Origin of the sequence: Aquilutibacter rugosus (assembly GCF_036541335.1) — a bacterium.
In the GTDB taxonomy this organism is placed as follows: domain Bacteria; phylum Pseudomonadota; class Gammaproteobacteria; order Xanthomonadales; family Xanthomonadaceae; genus Aquilutibacter; species Aquilutibacter rugosus.
Genome location: NZ_JAZHBO010000001.1, coordinates 122060 through 139274 on the forward strand (window position 1 = coordinate 122060; position 17215 = coordinate 139274).

Consider the following 17215-nt stretch of genomic DNA (forward strand, 5'->3'; position numbering starts at 1 on the left):
GCTAGACGCTAGAGTCTAGTTGCTGCTCCTCAATGCTTTTCAGCCAGTGCTTTGAGATTGGCGAACGCCTTGGGGAAGATGTCGTTCATTTGCGCGGCATATTCGTCGGGCGCATCGACCGAGACGTCGAGCGTGGTGCGGCCGTTGACTTCGGAGAGTGAGTACGACTCCAGGTTGTTGCCCCACTCCGTGCTGGGGTCCTGGCGCTGGCCGGCGCGGATTTCGCCGACGTGACGGAAGGCCATCTGCTCGTTGGGTTTAAACGTTTCGACGCGGGCGTACATGCCGTTGTTGTCGCCGTCCAGAAAATCAATTTCCTTGCATTGCTTCAGTTCCCCGTCGAAGTGCGAACTGTCGCTGAAGGCGCGCGTCCATTCGCGGTAGTTGGCCGGATCCCACAGCGCATTCCACACGCGGTCTTTGGGCGCGTTGATTTGGGTTTGGAATTTGAGCGTATTCATGGTGCATTGCCTGTATGGCACCCCTCAACGGCTACCCTACGCCGCGCGGTGTTAGGGGATCGGTAAATTAAGGATAGAAGATCGGGAATCTAGGATAGAAGGGGTATCTGCAGCCCGGCGGTTGTGAGCCGCAAGCGGTTAGGGTGAGCCGCGGGGCGAAACGGCGATGGCGAGCACCAAGCCAAAAAGGCCGGCGACGGCGAGAGTGCGCAGCGGATAGTCAACCAGCGAGTGGACGAACGGAACCAGCAAGACCAGGCCGCTGACCCGCAGGACCAAGCTTGCCGTGCCTTCGTGGTGGTTGTCAGCAGCGGCGGCGGTTGACTTGCCGGGGAATGCGTTGCGGAACACCAGAACCAAAACAGTGACGAACCACAGGGCCAACACGACGAGCCCGGGGAGGCCGGCCTCGATGCCGGTTTGCAAGAGATCATTATGGGCGCGGGCCGCGAATGAGTTGACCATTGCGGTGACGGGCTCGAACGGGGCGTAGACGTACGGGAACGAGCCGAGGCCGGAGCCCCAGGGCCAGTAGGCGCGTGCGGTGTCGAGACCGAAGTGGAGGTACTGCCAGCGCAGGTCTTCGAGAGGGTCGCGCTCAAGGCGGGCCAGCAGACCCGGGGCTGCGTAGACGTAGATGCCGAGGGCGGCGACCAGGACGGCGAACAGCGGCACCAGGCGGGACAGCAGCGAGCCGCGGCGGCCGAACGCAAGCGTCAGCAATGGGAGCGAGACGGCGACGGTGAGCAGCAACAAGGCGAAGCCGGTGCGCGAGAAACTCAGGGCGCCAGACAGGATAAAGATCACGAAGGCGGCGAACCAGAAGCCGGCTTCGGAGGTGCGTCGCGCTTGGCGAGCGCCGATGCCGAGGGCCAGCGAGAGCGGGACCCACATGGCCATTAGCGTGGCGTAGTGATTGCGGTTGGCAAAGAAGCCGGTGGCGCCGGAGTTGTTGCCCTGCTCCCATGCGCGCCAGGCGTGGACGCCTGCGGCGGCCTGCGAGAAGCCCAGCAAGGCGCACAGCAATGTGACAACGCCGAGAATGCGGAGCGTGCGGAGACGGCCTTCGAGGGGGAGAGAGCGCAATAACAAGTAGACCGCGAAGGTGCTCATGAGAGCGGCGAGAGAGCGGACGGTGCCCCATCGGTCGAGGGAGAGCGGCCACGAGTCGCGAGTGATGCCGGCCAGGGCCAGATCGCGGAAGACTTGGGTGCGTTGGGGGTTGGCTTCGGCAAGGGCGGACGGGAGCGGGATCAGCTGAGCGGCCATGACCAGTGCGGCCAGCACGAACAGACCGCAGACCAGGCGCGACCAGAGGGTGGAATGGGATTTCGGGGTGGACGTGTTGACGCCCATCTGCCAGGCGGCCATGCCGAAGGCCAGCGCCGAGAGCGTGTGGATGATGGCGTCGCCGGTGCCTTTGGCGCCTCCTCCGAGGAAGAGAGCGGCGAGCGTCAGGACGACCGACGTCCACTCGGCGGCGGATTGCGGGAGCCAGCGCAGGCGCGGCGATTCAGACGGAACCGAAACCGATTGCAGGTTCAACATGGAAAGACGACACCCCGGAAATGAAAACGGCGCCGAAGGATCGGCGCCGTTGGACTTGCGATTGCGTGCATGGCGTGCGGACGGTAGGACCGAACAAGCCCGCCAATCTCAGCCGATATTACGGGCTGGATGAGGTCGTGGCAGCGGCGACAGCAGCAGCGACGGCGATACCGCCGACTACGGCGACCGTAGCGACCGAAACGCCCAGTGCGCCGGCCACACCAGCGAGACCGCCAGCCACACCTGCGCCAACGCCTGCACCGGCAGCAGCGGCGCCAGCACCTGCAGCGCCAGCACCTGCACCAGCGGCTGCGCCGGAAGCACCTGCGCCAGCACCTGCACCTGCACCTGCGCTAGAACCAGCGCCTGCACCGGCCGAAGTGGTGCTACCGGCGGTACCGGTGGCGGTGCCAGTGGTGGTGCTGGTGCCGGTGGTTGCAGTACCGGTGGTGCCCGAGGTGGAGCCGGCACCGGTTTGCGGTTGTGCTTGAGCGACCAGTTGGTTGCTGTTTTGGCCGCAGGTGACCAGATTACGGGTGGCGAAAGTGCGTTGCACGTTGGCCGGCACACAGGCCGACTTGCTGACGACAGCCTTGGCCGGGAGCTTGGTGACAGCAGCTGTGTTCGCGTTGGCGGCGAACATGCCAACGGCAAGCGCTGCGACAGCAATGGAAACTACAAGCTTCATGTACAAAACCCCTTAAAAATACGAAAAATCAACAACATACTACCCAGCTACAGGAGCTTGTATAGACGTCTGAGTACTAATACTACCGTGCCAGTCTAGCAGAAAATTGAGGAACGTGTCACAGCTAAGAAAAACTTCACTTGGATGAGAAAGATTTCCATTGGCCGCAGGGATTACAGCCGCCGGAAATCGGCGATATCCACCGTTAGGCGGCCGCTGTACTGGCGTTCGACCAGGTTGCGGCCCCCATCACGGAAGGCCAGGCGTTGGCCGACACATCCGGCGGGGACTGTGAAATTCAGGACCGCGCGTTGCAGGCCGCGGCGCAGTGGGCCGCCGACCTCGAGGCGGGCGAGCTCACGGGGGCCGCCGGCGGTGCAGGAGACCGTCCAGGCGAAGGGGCGCTCGGCGCCGGTCTCATCGCGGGTTAGCAGTGAGACCTGGTAGCGGCCGGGCGACAGCGACAGATCCTGATACGGACCGTTGACGGTGACCGATCGGCCCAGAAAATCCATCGCCACGGACTGCTTGCCCGCCAGAGGTTGCTCGGTGGAGAAACCGGCATCGGCACCGGGCATGGAGGGCAAACGCCAGCCGAACGCGCCATCGACGGGGCCACGCTCGAAACCGGGGTCGTACAGCAGCGCATCAGAATCGGTGTGCGCGACGGAGTCGAGCCAGTAGGAGCGGGCGACCGAACGCAGCGTGGGCTGCTTGGCCAGCTCGGCGACAAAGGCGGGACCCCAGTTGGGCTTCGAAGTCAGGCGCTGACGCATGGCGTCCTGCATGACCGGCAGCGACATCAGCGGGGCGATTTGGCGGGCGGCCTCGGCGGCGATTTGCGGGACATCGCGCAGCAGGGCATCGAGATGTTCCACGGCCAGCGGCGCACTGCCCTGGGCTAAGGCGTCCTCGAACAGGTAGACGCGGGTCAGGCGATCGCGCGGGGCCCAACGCACGGCGGCATTGATGAGTGCGCGGTAGCCTTCGATATTGCCCTGATCGGCGGTGGCAACGGCCATAACACGGTAGGCGCGGCCATCGACGGGGCGATCGGCGAGCGCTTGGGTGGCCAGCGGCATCAGCGCGGCACCGGCCAACGCCCCCGACTCCATCGCGGCGACGGCGTGATCGGCGCCCAGGGGCGCATCGAAATCTAGATCGGCGCGGGCGGTGTAATAGGCCAGCACGGTCATCGCTACGGCGCCAACCAGACCGGCCACCAAGGGCAACGGCTTACTAAAAAGAGAACCAGAGGCAGCAGCAGGCATTTTCAGGGTACCGGTGGCGCGGGCATTTTGCGGTGCCCGAGGAGACCCGTATTGTACAGAGCGCGGAAGAAACCGATGGCCCGATCGCGCACGCGAGTCAGCCAGAACCAGGCTGCACACAGCAGACCGAACGCGACCAGCAGCAGCGGCGTGGGCACATCAAGGCGCATGGCCTGCGCGGCAATCAACCCGCAGACCAGACTGAAACCCGCCAGCACCAGACCCGTCTGGGTGGGACCGAAACCGGCCTCCATCATAAGGTGGTGGATGTGATTGCGGTCGGCGGCAAACGGCGACTTGCCCACACGCAGACGGCGCAACATCAGCACCAGCGTATCCATGACCGGAATCGGCAGGAACCACAACGCCAGCGCCGGGCTGACCGGATGCCCCGGATTCTGCGACAGGCGGAACACCTGCCAGGCGATCACAAACCCCAAAAATGCACTACCCGCATTACCCAGAAACACCTTGGCCTTGGGTTGCCAGCGGAACCGCATATTAAACAGCAAGAAGGCCAGCATCGCGCCGATCAGGATCAGCTGCCGTTCGGCGATCACGGTATTACCGGCGTAGTGAGCGGCGGCAGCGATCATCAGCAGCGCAGCGGTGACCAGCAGGCCGGACAGACCGTCGGCCCCGTCGATCATGTTGATGGCGTTGATCAGCCCGACTGTTGCAAAAACGGTAAACGGCACCGCCACAATACCCAGCGAGAACTGCTCAATGCCGAAGGCCGGACCCAACTGCTCAACCCGCACATGGGCACCGTAGACCATGATCAGTGCAGCCACGACTTGGATGCCAATGCGCCAGTACCAGCGCAGATCGTACTTGTCGTCGACAATACCGGTGACGATCAGCAGCCCCGAGGCCGCGAAGAACGACCACAGCTCGCGATCGAACGCGGCTAGAGAGAAGGTTTGGGTAGTGGCGATGCCGATGGCTACGGCCAGCCCGCCGGTAATGGGCGTGGGATGCGCATGATCTTTACGGCCCGCGGGATAATCGAGCAGATTCAGCTTGCGCGCCACCGGCTGCAGAATCAGCAGGACGATGACAGTTACCGCGACCGCCAGTAGCCCGCGCTCGATGCTCAATCCGTTAGACACTTTGTCCTACACCCCGTTTACTCAGTGTTTAGGTTAACGGATAGTGATGACACTTTGGCTAAGAAAAATACTCGCGGTACGATAATTGCCTCCGCCCCATTATTTAATGGGGACGGAGGCAATTAATTTAGAGTTAGGTAGCACATGACAGCTCACGTCCTAGCACAGCTCACAGCTTCGGTAGAGAGAATTAAGGCTCATCGCGTCGCGGTGGATGCGGAGGCAATACGTCTGCGTGCGCCAGAATTCGCTCTTGCGTTCGACAATCAAAACGCGCATCAATGGTGTTTGTCAGTGGTCGGGGATAGTCTCGTTCGTCTACGCATATTAATTGACCAGAACTTCAACTTCGTCGAGACGCTGGGTGTCGTCGCTGTCTCGCGATACTTATTCGAGCTAAGTGTCTGGTTAAAATTGTTCGAGAAAGATGAGCGTTATGGATTGGTGTACTACGGCCAACTGATTGAGACCCAAAAGAGCTACTACCAGAGTACCCTCAGGCAACTTCATCGTGAAGTCGAACTTCTTCGTGAGTTTGAGCGGAGAGATGACGAGGAGCAAGAAGTACTTTTGGCGAAAGCAGGGTCGTCGGAGGATCGCGCAAAAATAATCAGATCTGTGGGCGTTTCAATCGACACGGAGGCAGCCCGAAAGTTCTCTATCTATTCAGAGCAGGCGAAACATAACGGCTACGGCTTTCAGGCCTACTTGGTCGAGCATAAAGCCATACCGCCAGCCGAGGCGGCTCTGCATGAGATTGAGAATGAGCGAATCACCTTCGACAGCGAGATCCTTTCGCGGATATCTGACTTGGCTCTTGACAAGAATGGGAAAACGAAGCGTTGGAAATGGAATGAGAAGGCTAGGGAAGTAGGGCTGCAAGACGAATATGACTACATTTATGCATTCTCTAGCAAGTTGTTGCACGCAACGCCCGCAAGCATCACGACCAATCAAAAGAACTTAGAGCCAGAAGAAATCCTAATTTTTCTAAGGTACATCGAGGTTAAGGTGTCGGACGTGATTGATGTATCTAGAACGTATTGCGCGAGCGCTACCTAACAGATCATTCAAGCCGATGCCGCTTCGCGGCACGGCTTAATTCAGGTGTTAGCTGTTACTTGTTGTTGCCGTAGTTGTAGTACGTGTAACCGCCGTAGCCGTAGGAGTCGCCCTTCTTGAGGTCGTAACCCAACAGGATCGAACCCAGCACGTTGGCGCGGGCTGCGGTGAGGCGGGCCAACGCACCGGTGACGGCCTCGTTGCGGGTGGAGTCGGCAGAGGCGACCAGGATGGTGGCTTCGGCCTTGTTGCCCAGCAACGGGGCGTCGGCCAGACCCAAGACCGGCGGACCGTCGAGCACGATGACGTCGAACTGCGACGACAAGGCTGACAGCAGATCGGTCAGGCCCTCGCCGGCCAGCAGTTCCGGCGGGTTCGGCGGAATCGGACCCGAGGTAATCACCGGCAGGCCACCGGCCGTGCGCTGCATAGCGGCGGCAATATCGGCAGCGCCCGACAGCACGCTGGACAGACCCACACCATTGGGCAGACTCATCAGCTTGTGGACCGACGGGTTGCGCAAGTCGGCGTCGATCAAGACCACGCGCTTTTGCAGCTGCGCGATGTTATGCGCCAGTTCCATAGCAGTAGTGGACTTGCCCTCGGACGCGTTCGGGCTGGTGATCAGCAGGCTAGCCGGCAAACCGTGAGTGGTAGCGAACTGCAGCGCGGTGCGGACCGAACGATAGGACTCGGAGAACGGCGAGCGCAGATCCAGTGCGGCCTCGGCAGGGGTGACGCCGTCGTCGAGACGCGGGATGACACCCAGCACCGGACGACCCGTGAGCTGTTCAAGTTGCGGTCCACTATGGACGGTACGGTCCATAAAGTGACGAGCAAACGCGGCCAGCACACCCAGCATCAGGCCCAGCAACAGACCGATGGCCAAGTTCAGCGGCAGACGCGGCTTATAGGGGTTTTCCGGCACTTCGGCACGATCGACCACAAAGATGTTGTTGGCACCGATACCGCCGGCCACACCGATTTCCTTGTAACGCTGCAACAAGCCATCGTAGAGCTGGCGGTTGGTCTCGGCCTCGCGCTTAAGGATGTTGTACTGAATGCTGCGGTTCTGCAGATCCAGCACATCTCCCTTGAGACCCGTAATACGCGACTTGAGCAGGTTTTCCTGCTGCTGTGCGGCATCGTATTTCGCTTTGACGGACGCGCGGACGTTGCCGATTTCGGCGGCGATCTGACGATCGAGTTCGGCGATCTGACCGGCCAGACGCTGCATGTCGGGGTAGCCCGGCTTGTAGGTGCGCAGTTGTTCCTGGTACTCACCCGAGATTTTGGCCCGTTCGGTGCGCAGGTTCTGGATGACCGGATTGTCTAGCGTTTGCTGCAGGCCCAACCCATTACCGCTGGCGGCCTGGTTCCATTCGGCCTGCGCCTTGATGCGTTCCTGCTGGGCGGTGGCCAAGGCGCCGTTGAGGTCGCCCAGGTTTTGCGCAGCGAGCGAGGGCTTGTCCTCGCCTACCGAAATGATCTGCTGCTGCGAGGCAAAATTAACCAGCTCGGCCTCGGAGTCGGCCAGACGGGCTTTGAGTTGGGCCAGCCGTTCTTCGAGGTACTTGCGTGCGTAGGACGAGGCATCGAAACGGCGTTCGAGGTTGGCGGCAATAAAGGCATCGCCCCAGGCGTTGGCAATGCGCGCAGCAAAGCCGGCATCGGGCGAGTCGACATTGACCTTGACCAAGCGCGAGTTGCGTACCGGCTCGACCGTAACCATTTTCAAAAGCGCATCGGCGACTTCGCGGCGTTGCGCCACGGCACGCTCGACTGCGGGGAGCTTGTCATCGACCGCGTCCACTGCCTCTTTAAAGTGAGGATCGGCAATCAGGTTCAAGTCCTGGGCAACGCGCTGGGCCTGCGACTGGCTGGCGAGCAAGGTGTATTGGGTCTGATAAAACTCATTGGCGATGGCGCCACCGGCCTCGGTCGGGACCAGGCCCTCGACGTTAAGGACCTGCATGGCCTCGCGCTCGATCTGCAGCATGGATGCAGCGCGGAAGATGGGCGTGGCCAGCAAGGTCAACACCAGCGCCAAGGCCAAACAAATACCGGCAATGGCCGCAATCAGGAATCTATTCCGGCGGACGATGTTCCAGTACTGGAGCAGATCGATCTCGTCGTCGTCGCGATCAGGTGCGGCGGGGCCGGCTACAGGGGCGGCCATGGCGGGTTCGTTGCTCATCGGTTCGAGTACAGGATCCAGGTGGAGAGAATCGGGGCCATCTGGGTAAAGCGCTTAAAGTACAGAGCGCCCTTGGCTTCATCGATGTAAATCACGTCATTGCCCACAATGACCGGGTCAGCCATTTGCCCGTCGCGTATAGCGAGCAAGTCAAACCGCGCGACCATGTTCTGGCCATTGACGTTGCGGACCACGGCGACATTGCGCGGGTTCGCCGTTTCGGTCAGGCCCTCGCCCAAGGAGACGGCCTGCAGCAGACTGATGCGCGTGGCGCTCATGGGGAACATGCCCGACTTTTTGACGGCGCCGTTCAAGGTCACGCGCTGGCTGGCAAATTCCTTGACGAACAGGGTGACCTGCGGGTTCTGCAGGTAGCTGCGGGCATAGCGCGTGGCGATTTCATCTTGGAGTTCGTGGGTGCTTTTGCCGGCCGCCTGTACGGTACCGATCAGCGGCAGCGAGATGCGGCCCGAATTGTCGACGCGGACTTCGCGATCCAGATCTTTGATCTGGAACACGGTGACACTGAGCAAGTCGTAAGGTCCTATGCGGTAGTCGGGCTGGCCAAGTGCCGCCATTGAGGCATCTACTACGGGCAGCTCCGCATTGGCCGGGGCCACTTCAGAACGCATGAAGGATGGGGCAGATGCGCAGGCGGATAGCGCCAGTGCGCAGGCCAGGATGGCCAGTCGAAACACGTGCAACAAGATGGAATGCCTCTTTATAATCCCCAGCCGGGTATTATAGCCCAGTGCCCTATTGCAGTCGGATGAATCTGAACAGGGTAAAGACCGGATGCGGGAGAAATTTTCTAGGAGTTAATGACGGGACTTGCCCATCAGCCTAGCAATAAATCCGGCCGGACGACCGGGTCGGACCGACTCGCGGCGCGCGGCGGCCTTGGGGTCCGGCGTCCAGCCCGGTTGCAGGCACAACGGGGGTGGCAGCTGTTCGGGCGGCACATTTTGCACAATGCCTCGCGGACGGGTTAGGACCATATGCTGCGCCTCAGTCTCGCCGACCAGTTTGGCGGCGGCATCGCGGGCTTCGGCCAATAAGGGCGGACGACGCTGCGGATGGTGGGCATCGGTGGCCAGAATCATGCACTGGCCCTCGGCCACGAACTTGTCGCCCCAATACTGGACCCTGCGACCGTAGCGCCCCGTCAGGACGCCGGCGGTAATCTGCATCCAGGCACCGCGCTGCGTAAGACGAGTAAACAGATCGTAATGCGTCTCGACCCAGCTTAGGCGCTCGGGATGGGTAATGACGGGAATGTAGCCGGCGGTCATCAGCTCAAACACGTTGTGCTCAAAATTGGGCGGAGCCACGTGGTGCGGCGGTTCCAGCAACAAGTAGCGGGAGCCGGCCAGCGTCGGCACCGCGCCCGAGTGCAAGCCGGCGATCAGGTTCGGATCCACATGGACATCGGCACCCTCTACCAGTTTGAGCTGGATGTCACGTTCGTCCAGCTGGGCCTGGAACGCCGAAATGGCCGCGAGAATGCCCAGGCGGTTGTTGTCGTACATGCCGGGGTAAATGTGCGGGGTGCAGGCCACGGTGGTAATGCCGTCGGCCGCCGCCATGCGGGCCATCTCCAGCGAGGTTTCGAGATCGACCGGTCCGTCGTCGATGGCGGGGAGCATGTGGCAGTGGAGATCGTACATGGAGCTATTGTATGGTTCCACTCATGAACGATCTGTCGTTGCCCGTCTTAGGTTCGCCAGATATGCTTCCGCCTCACGCGTTCCTGCTTCGGGTGACCACGAGGCAAGCTCAGGCGGGTTTTGAGGGTGAAATGGGCCGGATTTGACCTCAAGCAGTACCGAACCGGACTCGAGGGAAATGACGGTGTTCCAAACTCCGGCGGGGATTTCGACGGCGCAGTTGGGGCTGCGGTCTGCAGCGCCAAAATGGTGCGTGGCCACGACATGGCCGGCGTCATCAAAGACGATAGCAGCAAAGTGGCCGCGGATACCCACCAAAAGCTTGCGCTTGGGCTGGCGGTGGGGCCGCAAGTAACTCTCCGGCTCCATGGCGTTGAAGAACCTTTGGCAGGGCTCGTCCGGGCTGACGTGGAGGTTGAGATTGAGGCGTTTGCGGTCCGAAGCCTGCGCGGAATGAATCAGCTCATCCAAGTGAGCATAGGGAACGCTCTGTTGTGGTGCATATTCCGGATTGTCCATGACTCCCTACCAGGCTAAATAGGAATTAGACTTTGTAATAATCCCGATACCAGAGGACGAAGTTGGCAACGCCCTCCTCGACCGAGACTTTGGGGCGGTAGCCGACGTTGGCGATCAGGTGAGACACGTCGGCCTCGGTGTCCGGAACATCGCCGGCCTGCAACGGCAAAAGTTCCTTAACCGCTTTCTTGCCGAAGCAATCCTCCAACACCTCAATAAAATGCAAGAGCTGGACCGGTTGTTGATGGCCGATGTTGTAGATACGGTACGGCGCCACGCCGCTGGTGGCCGGGTCGGGTTTGTTGCCGGACCAATCCGGATCCTTGCCGGGAACGCGATCCAAAGTGCGGACCACGCCCTCAACGATGTCATCGATGTAGGTAAAACTTCGGGAATGGTGGCCATTGTTAAATAGTTTGACAGGCGAGCCTTCTGAGATAGCCTTGGCAAACAACATCGGCGCCATATCCGGGCGGGCCCAAGGGCCGAACACGGTGAAGAAGCGCAGACCGGTGGTCGGAATGCCGTACAGATGGCTGTAGCTGTGCGCCATTTGCTCGTTGGCCTTTTTGGTGGCCGCGTAGAGCGTCAGCGGGTGCTCGGTAGAGCCGTGCTCGGAGAACGGCATGTTGGTGTTGGCGCCGTACACCGAACTGGTGGATGCATAGACCAAGTGCTCCACCCCGTGGCGGCGGCAGCCCTCCAAGATGTGGAGGAAACCCGTGACGTTGCTGGACACATAAACGTGGGGATTCTCAGCGGCGTAACGGACGCCGGCTTGAGCGGCCAGGTTGATGACGCGATTGGGTATGTGATCGGCAAAGACCTTTTCGACGGCCGCACGGTCGGCAATATCTGCATTCACATGGGTATAGCCCGGCTGGTCGATGAGCCGATCCAGTCGTGCTTGCTTGAGCGAGACGTCGTAGTAGTCATTGAGGTTATCCACACCAATGACTTCGTCTCCGCGGGCAAGCAGCACTTGGGCCACGTGGGAACCGATAAAGCCGGCGGTGCCGGTGACGAGGACTTTCATGAATATGGGCCGATCCGATTTAGGTAAATGGTAGAACTTTCGACGGAGTGTACCTCGGCAAAATCCCCATTTTCAGCAGATGGAAAAATGGAGATAGAAAAAGAGTTCTAGGAAATCACTTTATTCCGAATAAAACAGCGGGCCGCCTACTGGCGCTGATCCAAACTCAAACTGCAATGTGCGAGTAAGTCCCTCTTCAAGGGTATACGGTGGCGTAAATCCAAAGGTCGCATAGGCCGAATCAAACTGAGTAGTTGCGCAAAACTTTTTGACTCTTATGCGACTTATCGGCAGCGGCCTCCTAATAACAACGGCAGTAACATCAAATAAACCACCAAGTGCGTAGCCAACGGAGTAAGGAATTCTTGGCAGCATCCTCTTTCGACGTCCCAAAGACGCTCTCGCCAGGTCAACAAGCGCGTTCATGTCGAAATCCGGTTTATCCACATAGTTGCTGACATGAACCCCCGGTCCTGCGCCTAACATGTGCTGCAAGAACGCTGCGACATTTCCTACATAGGCCATGGACTTTCTGTTTTTCCCGTCTCCAATCATGGCAAATGCTCCGCAGGCAACTTGCTTCAGCAAATTAAATACATTGCCCCGATTTCTTTCCCCAAATACGACAGTCGGACGGACAATCACTACCGACCGATCGCTCGGCGACTCAAGCTGCCATGACCTAAAGACCTCCTCAGCCTTTGCCTTCGTTCGACCATAATCATTAAATGGCAAAATTTCCCCCGATTCGCCCGTATTTGATGGCGCAAACCCATATACCGCAACCGTACTGGTGAAAAGTATTTGCCTGATATCCAATTCACTCGCAGCACGGCAAACGTTTCTTGCGCCATCGACGTTTACTGCATCGTAACGACTGACAGGTTTTACATCATCTCTGTGCTCTGCCGCAAGATTAATTATGACATCACAACCCACAAGCGCAGCTCGTAGCTGACTGTAGTTTGTTACATCAGCAACTGTTGTGCTGTCGGGAAACGCAGCTGACACATTTTTATCAACGATGCGAAATGGAATTAAATTCTTTTCGAAAATTTCACACAGACGAGTACCAATGAATCCTGACCCTCCGACAACAGTAATGAGACTCGAGTCGCTTCGTTTCACAATTTCTACCTGTTCAGTCAATCTTTAATGCGTTAATAGTTTCAACGTAAGAACTCAACGCCACTTCAGGCGAGTAGTGTCTATTTAGGACATCCAACGGGCCGCCTTCTAAGTCATCCAATCCACCGGCGCAGATCTTGTCAATCGTTGTCGCGATATCTTGCAAGTCGCCTGGTGAACATACCCATCCTATATTGTGCTCCTTGACCATCAGCGCGATTTCGGAGTCAGGATGCGCAATAACCAAAAGCGGTTTGTTTTCCGCAAGTGCGAAGTATGCCTTGCTCGGAACCCCTAAGCCATACATTCCGTCAGCAAGTGACACGATGGACACGTCACACGACGATAGAATGCTTGAGCTTTCAGACATCGGTCGAGGACCGAGGTACGTTATCGGATGAACTTCCGCACGGGCCGCTCTCTCCTTAACAAGGTGAGCCATTGCACCTGCACCGATGAACTCGAAGGATGCATTTGGAGCTCTCACCAAATCTATTGCCGCCAACAAAGTTTCAATTCCTTGAACTCTCCCCATGTTGCCAAAGAACTGAAAGTTTACCGTTTGATCATTCCTAGAGATGCTCCGTGCTGGATTCGCGTTATCATCGCCGCATCTTGAGTCGCTTGGTGCGGCCCAATTTGGTCGAACTACTAGCGCACCCGGCGATACCCCTTTCTGCTTTACAAGTGCTTCCATGTCCCGGCCAATGACAATTACTCTTGTCGCCGATCGATACGCCCAATCAAACACAAGTTTCAACAACCGACCGGCCGTTTTTGGCATTCGACTGAGACCCGCAGAACCGAGATTCTCTGGAAATACGTCATATACAACTAAAAGCCACTTGAAACGACGAAGCTTCTGAAGCAATGCGATGACAGGTATCAAAAGTGCAGGATTCGTTCCAGACACCACCACATCGTGCTTCCCTACGGACAACATGAGTCGAACGAAAAAGGATGCGGCTAAGTACATTTCGCCGAGAATGCGCGGCAGAAGTGCTTTTTCGCCATGCCACGGATTCAACACCGTTGCGGTTCGAACGGTTTTTTCTGAACCCCATCGTTTGTTGACTTCGTCAATCGACTGTGATGTCCAAACTCGTACGCCTCCAAACGAGGTCCGCAACTTTTCTACAATCTGGGACCAATAGTATCCAGTTGAATTAACGGAAGTCACGAATTCGCTAACAACAACTATCGTGCCCTTTCTGGTTCCGCGCGCATTGGCTCCAGTCGAAGACGAACTCAATATTGCCTCCAAACAACTCGCTTTACATAATCCACGTAGCTATGGATGATCCGTACAACTTTCTCGGACACGTTGGGCATGGAGTAATCTGCCACTTGTCGCAACAGACGCTCCGAACCGACCGGTTGTGACTCGAGAACCGCCAACGCCTGTAGTACACGCTCCGGATTGGTCCCCACCATCATGACCGCCCCCTCTTCCATTCCTTCAGGCCGCTCGTGGGCATCCCGCAGGTTGAGGGCTCTGAAATTCAAGATTGAGGACTCTTCGTTGATCGTGCCGCTATCCGAAAGGACGGCCTTTGCATCCTTCTGCAGGCGTACGTAATCACTGAACCCGAGCGGTTTGAGCAACTGGACCCTAGAATCAAGCTTAATCCCCATCGCCTCGATCCTTTTTCGGGTACGCGGATGCGTGGAGACAATGACTGGCAGGTCATACGTTGCGGAAACTGCATTCAAGGTTTCTATCAATCCACGAAAATTCGAATCCGAATCGATATTTTCTTCACGGTGCGCACTGACAACAAAGTAATGGTCCGGCTCGAGACCTAGGCGAGTTATGACGTCCGAACTTTCAATATTCGGCTCGTAATGTGCCAGAACTTCGCACATTGGACTGCCAGTCTTAATGATGCGATCCGCTGGCAGGCCTTCCGCCAACAAATATTCCCGTGCGATATCGCTGTAGGTCAGGTTGATATCCGCTGTATGGTCGACGATGCGGCGATTGATTTCTTCGGGCACCCGCATGTCGAAGCAGCGGTTACCTGCTTCCATGTGGAAAGTCGGAATCTTTCGACGCTTGGCCGGAATGACGGCAAGACAGCTATTGGTATCGCCGAGTACGAGTACGGCATCGGGCTTGATGGATTCCAGCGCGGCATCGGCGGCAATGATCACCTTGCCGATGGTTTCAGCTCCGGTTGCCCCGGCTGCCTCCAGAAACACATCTGGCTTACGAATGCCAAGATCGTCGAAGAAGATGCCGTTGAGCTCGTAGTCGTAGTTCTGGCCGGTGTGGACGAGCACATGCTCGCAATGCGCATCCAATGCAGCCATCACCCGTGACAAACGGATGATTTCCGGTCGCGTGCCAACTATCGTGGCAACTTTCAATTTCCGTACGTTCATACTGCGCTCGCCACTGTGTCGGGTTTGTCCCGATCAAAAATTTCATTCGCCCAAAGCATCACCACCAGTTCGTCGTCACCGATATTGGTGATATCGTGCGCCCACCCGGGAATCGTCTCAACGATTAAGGGCGTATTGCCTTGGCTATCCACCTCAAAAGTCTCATCCGTGATCAGATGGCGGAACCGGTATCGGGCGCGCCCCTTAATGACAAGGAACTTTTCCGTTTTCGTGTGGTGGTAGTGGCCGCCTCGCGTGATGCCCGGATGCGCCGTAAAGAACGAGAACTGGCCGCAATCGGGCGTCTTTAGCATTTCGACAAACACACCACGAGCATCGCCATACTTCGGCACCTCGTAGCTGAAGGATTCGTTTGGCAGAAAACTGACATACGTGGAATACAGTGCTCGGACCAGACCGGTACCGACTCGCTCAGTTACAAGACTCTTCCGAACGTCTTTGAAGGCCTCGATCTGCTGTGCCAGCTCACCAACGGTTGTTGTGTAAACAGGACCCGCCTTCGTCTGGCGAACCCCCTGGCCAGGCTCCTGCAGAAACTGTACGAGTTCGGCAACGACGTCGTCGATATAGACCAACTGCACTTGCGCGTCCGGATTATCGATTCGAATCGGCAAGTCTCTTGCGATGTTATGGCAAAACGTCGCGACGGCCGAATTGTAGTTCGGACGGCTCCATTTGCCGAAGACATTGGCCAGTCGATAGATAGCCACCGGAGCGCCGCTGACCTGACCGTATGTATCGAGGTGCATTTCGGCATCGCGCTTGCTTAATCCATAAGGATTATTGCGATCCGCCTGAATGGACGACGCAAACGCGACAGGAAGCGCCCGTCCTGAGGCTGTCAACGCCGCACTCAACCGCCCCGTAAAATCCGAGTTGCCAATTGCAAATTCAGACGGGTCTTGCGGACGATTCACTCCAGCGAGATGAATAACCGCGTCTGCCTCGGCAATGCTGGCAACCAATTCACTGTCCGTACTTTGACGCGTGATAGGTAACACTTCCCAATCCCGTTCTGCGAGCGCGACACGTAGATTTCTGCCGATAAAGCCATCGGCTCCGGTAACTAATACTTTCATGTCAATCCAAGGGAATGGAAGGACGACCAGCGACCAGGTCGCGAATGAAATCGAGCTTCAGCAACAGCTGCTTCATGCCCTCTACATCGAGTTGGACCGTATTGCCGGAGGTATAGTCCTGTGCCTCGGTGATCTTGCGCTCACCCTGCTCAACAAATTTTCCGTAGTTCAAGTCCCGAAGATCCGGTGGCACTCGAAAATAGCCAGGCAAGTCTTGGGCATGCGCCATTTCTTCACGGCTCATCAGCGCTTCGTGCTTCTTCTCACCGTGACGTGTGCCAATGATGTGAATTGGATGATCCGGCTTATTTAACAGCTCAGTAAGGGCCCTCGCTAGGGTTTCCATTGTCGCGGCCGGTGCCTTCTGTACAAAAATATCGCCGCTATTGCCATGCTCGAACGCATACAACACCAGATCTACTGCATCATCCAAAGTCATCATGAAACGGGTCATGGACGGGTCGGTGATGGTAATGGGCTGCCCGGCATTGATTTGGTTGACGAACAGCGGAATGACCGAGCCACGGGAAGCCATTACATTGCCGTAGCGCGTGCCGCAAATCGTGGTCTTGGCCGGATCGACATTACGCGACTTGGCCACAAAAACCTTTTCCATCATCGCCTTGGAGATGCCCATTGCGTTAATGGGATAAACCGCCTTGTCGGTACTCAGGCAGATCATACGCTTAACGCCGCATTGAATAGCCGCTTCGGTTGCGTTCTCGGTGCCGATGACGTTTGTCTTCACTGCTTCCATCGGATGGAACTCGCAGGACGGCACCTGCTTCAGCGCCGCGGCATGGAACACGTAGTCCACTCCGCGCATGGCGTTCATCACGCTGGCCGGGTCGCGCACGTCGCCGATATAGAACTTGATCTTGTCGGAGGAGTAGCGCTTCCGCATGTCGTCCTGCTTCTTCTCATCTCGGCTGAGAAGTCGGATTTCGCCAATGTCCGTCTGCAGGAAGCGGCGGAGGACGGCGTTACCAAAGGAGCCGGTACCGCCAGTAATCAATAATACATTGCCACGAAACACATGAG

General features: G+C 57.9%; 16 protein-coding genes. 1 reads left to right on the top strand and 15 read right to left on the bottom strand.

What is annotated here, in order from left to right:
• Positions 1-29: 29 nt before the first annotated feature.
• The 5 genes from V3390_RS00615 to V3390_RS00635 all read right to left on the bottom strand — a co-directional run bounded on the left by V3390_RS00615 (position 30) and on the right by V3390_RS00635 (position 5068).
• On the bottom strand, positions 30-461 hold the full coding sequence (locus V3390_RS00615; protein WP_331702906.1) for an SRPBCC family protein: 432 nt from the start codon (positions 459-461) through the stop codon (positions 30-32).
• A 138-nt stretch (positions 462-599) separates the two neighbouring features.
• On the bottom strand, positions 600-2009 hold the full coding sequence (locus V3390_RS00620; RefSeq protein WP_331702907.1) for an O-antigen ligase family protein: 1410 nt from the start codon (positions 2007-2009) through the stop codon (positions 600-602).
• A gap of 118 nt (positions 2010-2127) precedes the next feature.
• The gene (locus V3390_RS00625; RefSeq protein WP_331702908.1) at positions 2128-2697 is read right to left on the bottom strand and encodes a hypothetical protein; all 570 of its coding nucleotides are present in this window, start codon (positions 2695-2697) and stop codon (positions 2128-2130) included.
• Between the two features lie 173 nt (positions 2698-2870).
• Positions 2871-3968 carry a hypothetical protein gene (locus V3390_RS00630; protein WP_331702909.1) on the bottom strand — a complete coding sequence of 366 codons (1098 nt, stop codon included), beginning with the start codon at positions 3966-3968 and terminating at the stop codon, positions 2871-2873.
• 2 nt (positions 3969-3970) lie between these two features.
• The gene (locus tag V3390_RS00635) at positions 3971-5068 is read right to left on the bottom strand and encodes an MraY family glycosyltransferase (protein WP_331702910.1); all 1098 of its coding nucleotides are present in this window, start codon (positions 5066-5068) and stop codon (positions 3971-3973) included.
• A gap of 156 nt (positions 5069-5224) precedes the next feature.
• On the opposite strand from V3390_RS00635, the gene V3390_RS00640 reads away from it, so the two are divergent.
• Complete coding sequence (locus V3390_RS00640; protein ID WP_331702911.1) at positions 5225-6142, top strand: DUF5677 domain-containing protein; 918 nt, start codon at positions 5225-5227, stop codon at positions 6140-6142.
• 55 nt (positions 6143-6197) lie between these two features.
• Here the strand turns inward: V3390_RS00640 and V3390_RS00645 are convergent, their stop codons facing one another.
• The 10 genes from V3390_RS00645 to V3390_RS00690 all read right to left on the bottom strand — a co-directional run bounded on the left by V3390_RS00645 (position 6198) and on the right by V3390_RS00690 (position 17210).
• The gene (locus tag V3390_RS00645; protein ID WP_331702912.1) at positions 6198-8339 is read right to left on the bottom strand and encodes a GumC family protein; all 2142 of its coding nucleotides are present in this window, start codon (positions 8337-8339) and stop codon (positions 6198-6200) included.
• A complete protein-coding gene (locus V3390_RS00650) occupies positions 8336-8971 on the bottom strand; it encodes a polysaccharide biosynthesis/export family protein (RefSeq protein ID WP_331702913.1) in 636 nt (211 codons plus the stop codon). The genes V3390_RS00645 and V3390_RS00650 overlap by 4 nt, the downstream gene beginning before the upstream one ends.
• 186 nt (positions 8972-9157) lie before the next feature.
• On the bottom strand, positions 9158-10027 hold the full coding sequence (locus V3390_RS00655; RefSeq protein ID WP_331702914.1) for a tyrosine-protein phosphatase: 870 nt from the start codon (positions 10025-10027) through the stop codon (positions 9158-9160).
• Positions 10028-10525 (bottom strand): WbuC family cupin fold metalloprotein, encoded by a 498-nt coding sequence (locus V3390_RS00660; protein WP_331702916.1) that lies wholly within the window; start codon positions 10523-10525, stop codon positions 10028-10030.
• A 25-nt stretch (positions 10526-10550) separates the two neighbouring features.
• Positions 10551-11561, bottom strand: coding sequence for an NAD-dependent epimerase (locus V3390_RS00665; RefSeq protein WP_331702917.1), 1011 nt, complete (start codon positions 11559-11561; stop codon positions 10551-10553).
• A 120-nt stretch (positions 11562-11681) separates the two neighbouring features.
• Entirely contained in the window at positions 11682-12710 is a 1029-nt protein-coding gene (locus V3390_RS00670) for an NAD-dependent epimerase/dehydratase family protein (RefSeq protein WP_331702918.1), read from the bottom strand.
• Positions 12703-13941 (bottom strand): glycosyltransferase family 4 protein, encoded by a 1239-nt coding sequence (locus tag V3390_RS00675; RefSeq protein WP_331702920.1) that lies wholly within the window; start codon positions 13939-13941, stop codon positions 12703-12705. The genes V3390_RS00670 and V3390_RS00675 overlap by 8 nt, the downstream gene beginning before the upstream one ends.
• Positions 13938-15074: a non-hydrolyzing UDP-N-acetylglucosamine 2-epimerase gene (wecB, locus tag V3390_RS00680; RefSeq protein WP_331702921.1), complete on the bottom strand. Its 1137-nt coding sequence runs from the start codon at positions 15072-15074 to the stop codon at positions 13938-13940. The genes V3390_RS00675 and wecB overlap by 4 nt, the downstream gene beginning before the upstream one ends.
• Positions 15071-16174: a UDP-2-acetamido-2,6-beta-L-arabino-hexul-4-ose reductase gene (wbjC, locus tag V3390_RS00685; RefSeq protein ID WP_331702922.1), complete on the bottom strand. Its 1104-nt coding sequence runs from the start codon at positions 16172-16174 to the stop codon at positions 15071-15073. Before wbjC ends, wecB begins: the two co-directional genes overlap by 4 nt.
• Before the next feature lies 1 nt (position 16175).
• Entirely contained in the window at positions 16176-17210 is a 1035-nt protein-coding gene (locus V3390_RS00690) for a polysaccharide biosynthesis protein (RefSeq protein WP_331702923.1), read from the bottom strand.
• Between the last annotated feature and the right edge of the window lie 5 nt (positions 17211-17215).

What these genes read in the sequence shown, in the direction of transcription:
- V3390_RS00625 (WP_331702908.1), bottom strand. Translation starts at nt 2,697, where the DNA reads ATGAAGCTTGTAGTTTCCATTGCTGTCGCAGCGCTTGCCGTTGGCATG.
- V3390_RS00665 (WP_331702917.1), bottom strand. Translation starts at nt 11,561, where the DNA reads ATGAAAGTCCTCGTCACCGGCACCGCCGGCTTTATCGGTTCCCACGTG.
- V3390_RS00630 (WP_331702909.1), bottom strand. Translation starts at nt 3,968, where the DNA reads ATGCCTGCTGCTGCCTCTGGTTCTCTTTTTAGTAAGCCGTTGCCCTTG.
- V3390_RS00650 (WP_331702913.1), bottom strand. Translation starts at nt 8,971, where the DNA reads ATGCGTTCTGAAGTGGCCCCGGCCAATGCGGAGCTGCCCGTAGTAGAT.
- wbjC (WP_331702922.1), bottom strand. Translation starts at nt 16,174, where the DNA reads ATGAAAGTATTAGTTACCGGAGCCGATGGCTTTATCGGCAGAAATCTA.
- V3390_RS00645 (WP_331702912.1), bottom strand. Translation starts at nt 8,339, where the DNA reads ATGAGCAACGAACCCGCCATGGCCGCCCCTGTAGCCGGCCCCGCCGCA.
- V3390_RS00660 (WP_331702916.1), bottom strand. Translation starts at nt 10,525, where the DNA reads ATGGACAATCCGGAATATGCACCACAACAGAGCGTTCCCTATGCTCAC.
- wecB (WP_331702921.1), bottom strand. Translation starts at nt 15,074, where the DNA reads ATGAACGTACGGAAATTGAAAGTTGCCACGATAGTTGGCACGCGACCG.
- V3390_RS00640 (WP_331702911.1), top strand. Translation starts at nt 5,225, where the DNA reads ATGACAGCTCACGTCCTAGCACAGCTCACAGCTTCGGTAGAGAGAATT.
- V3390_RS00620 (WP_331702907.1), bottom strand. Translation starts at nt 2,009, where the DNA reads ATGTTGAACCTGCAATCGGTTTCGGTTCCGTCTGAATCGCCGCGCCTG.
- V3390_RS00615 (WP_331702906.1), bottom strand. Translation starts at nt 461, where the DNA reads ATGAATACGCTCAAATTCCAAACCCAAATCAACGCGCCCAAAGACCGC.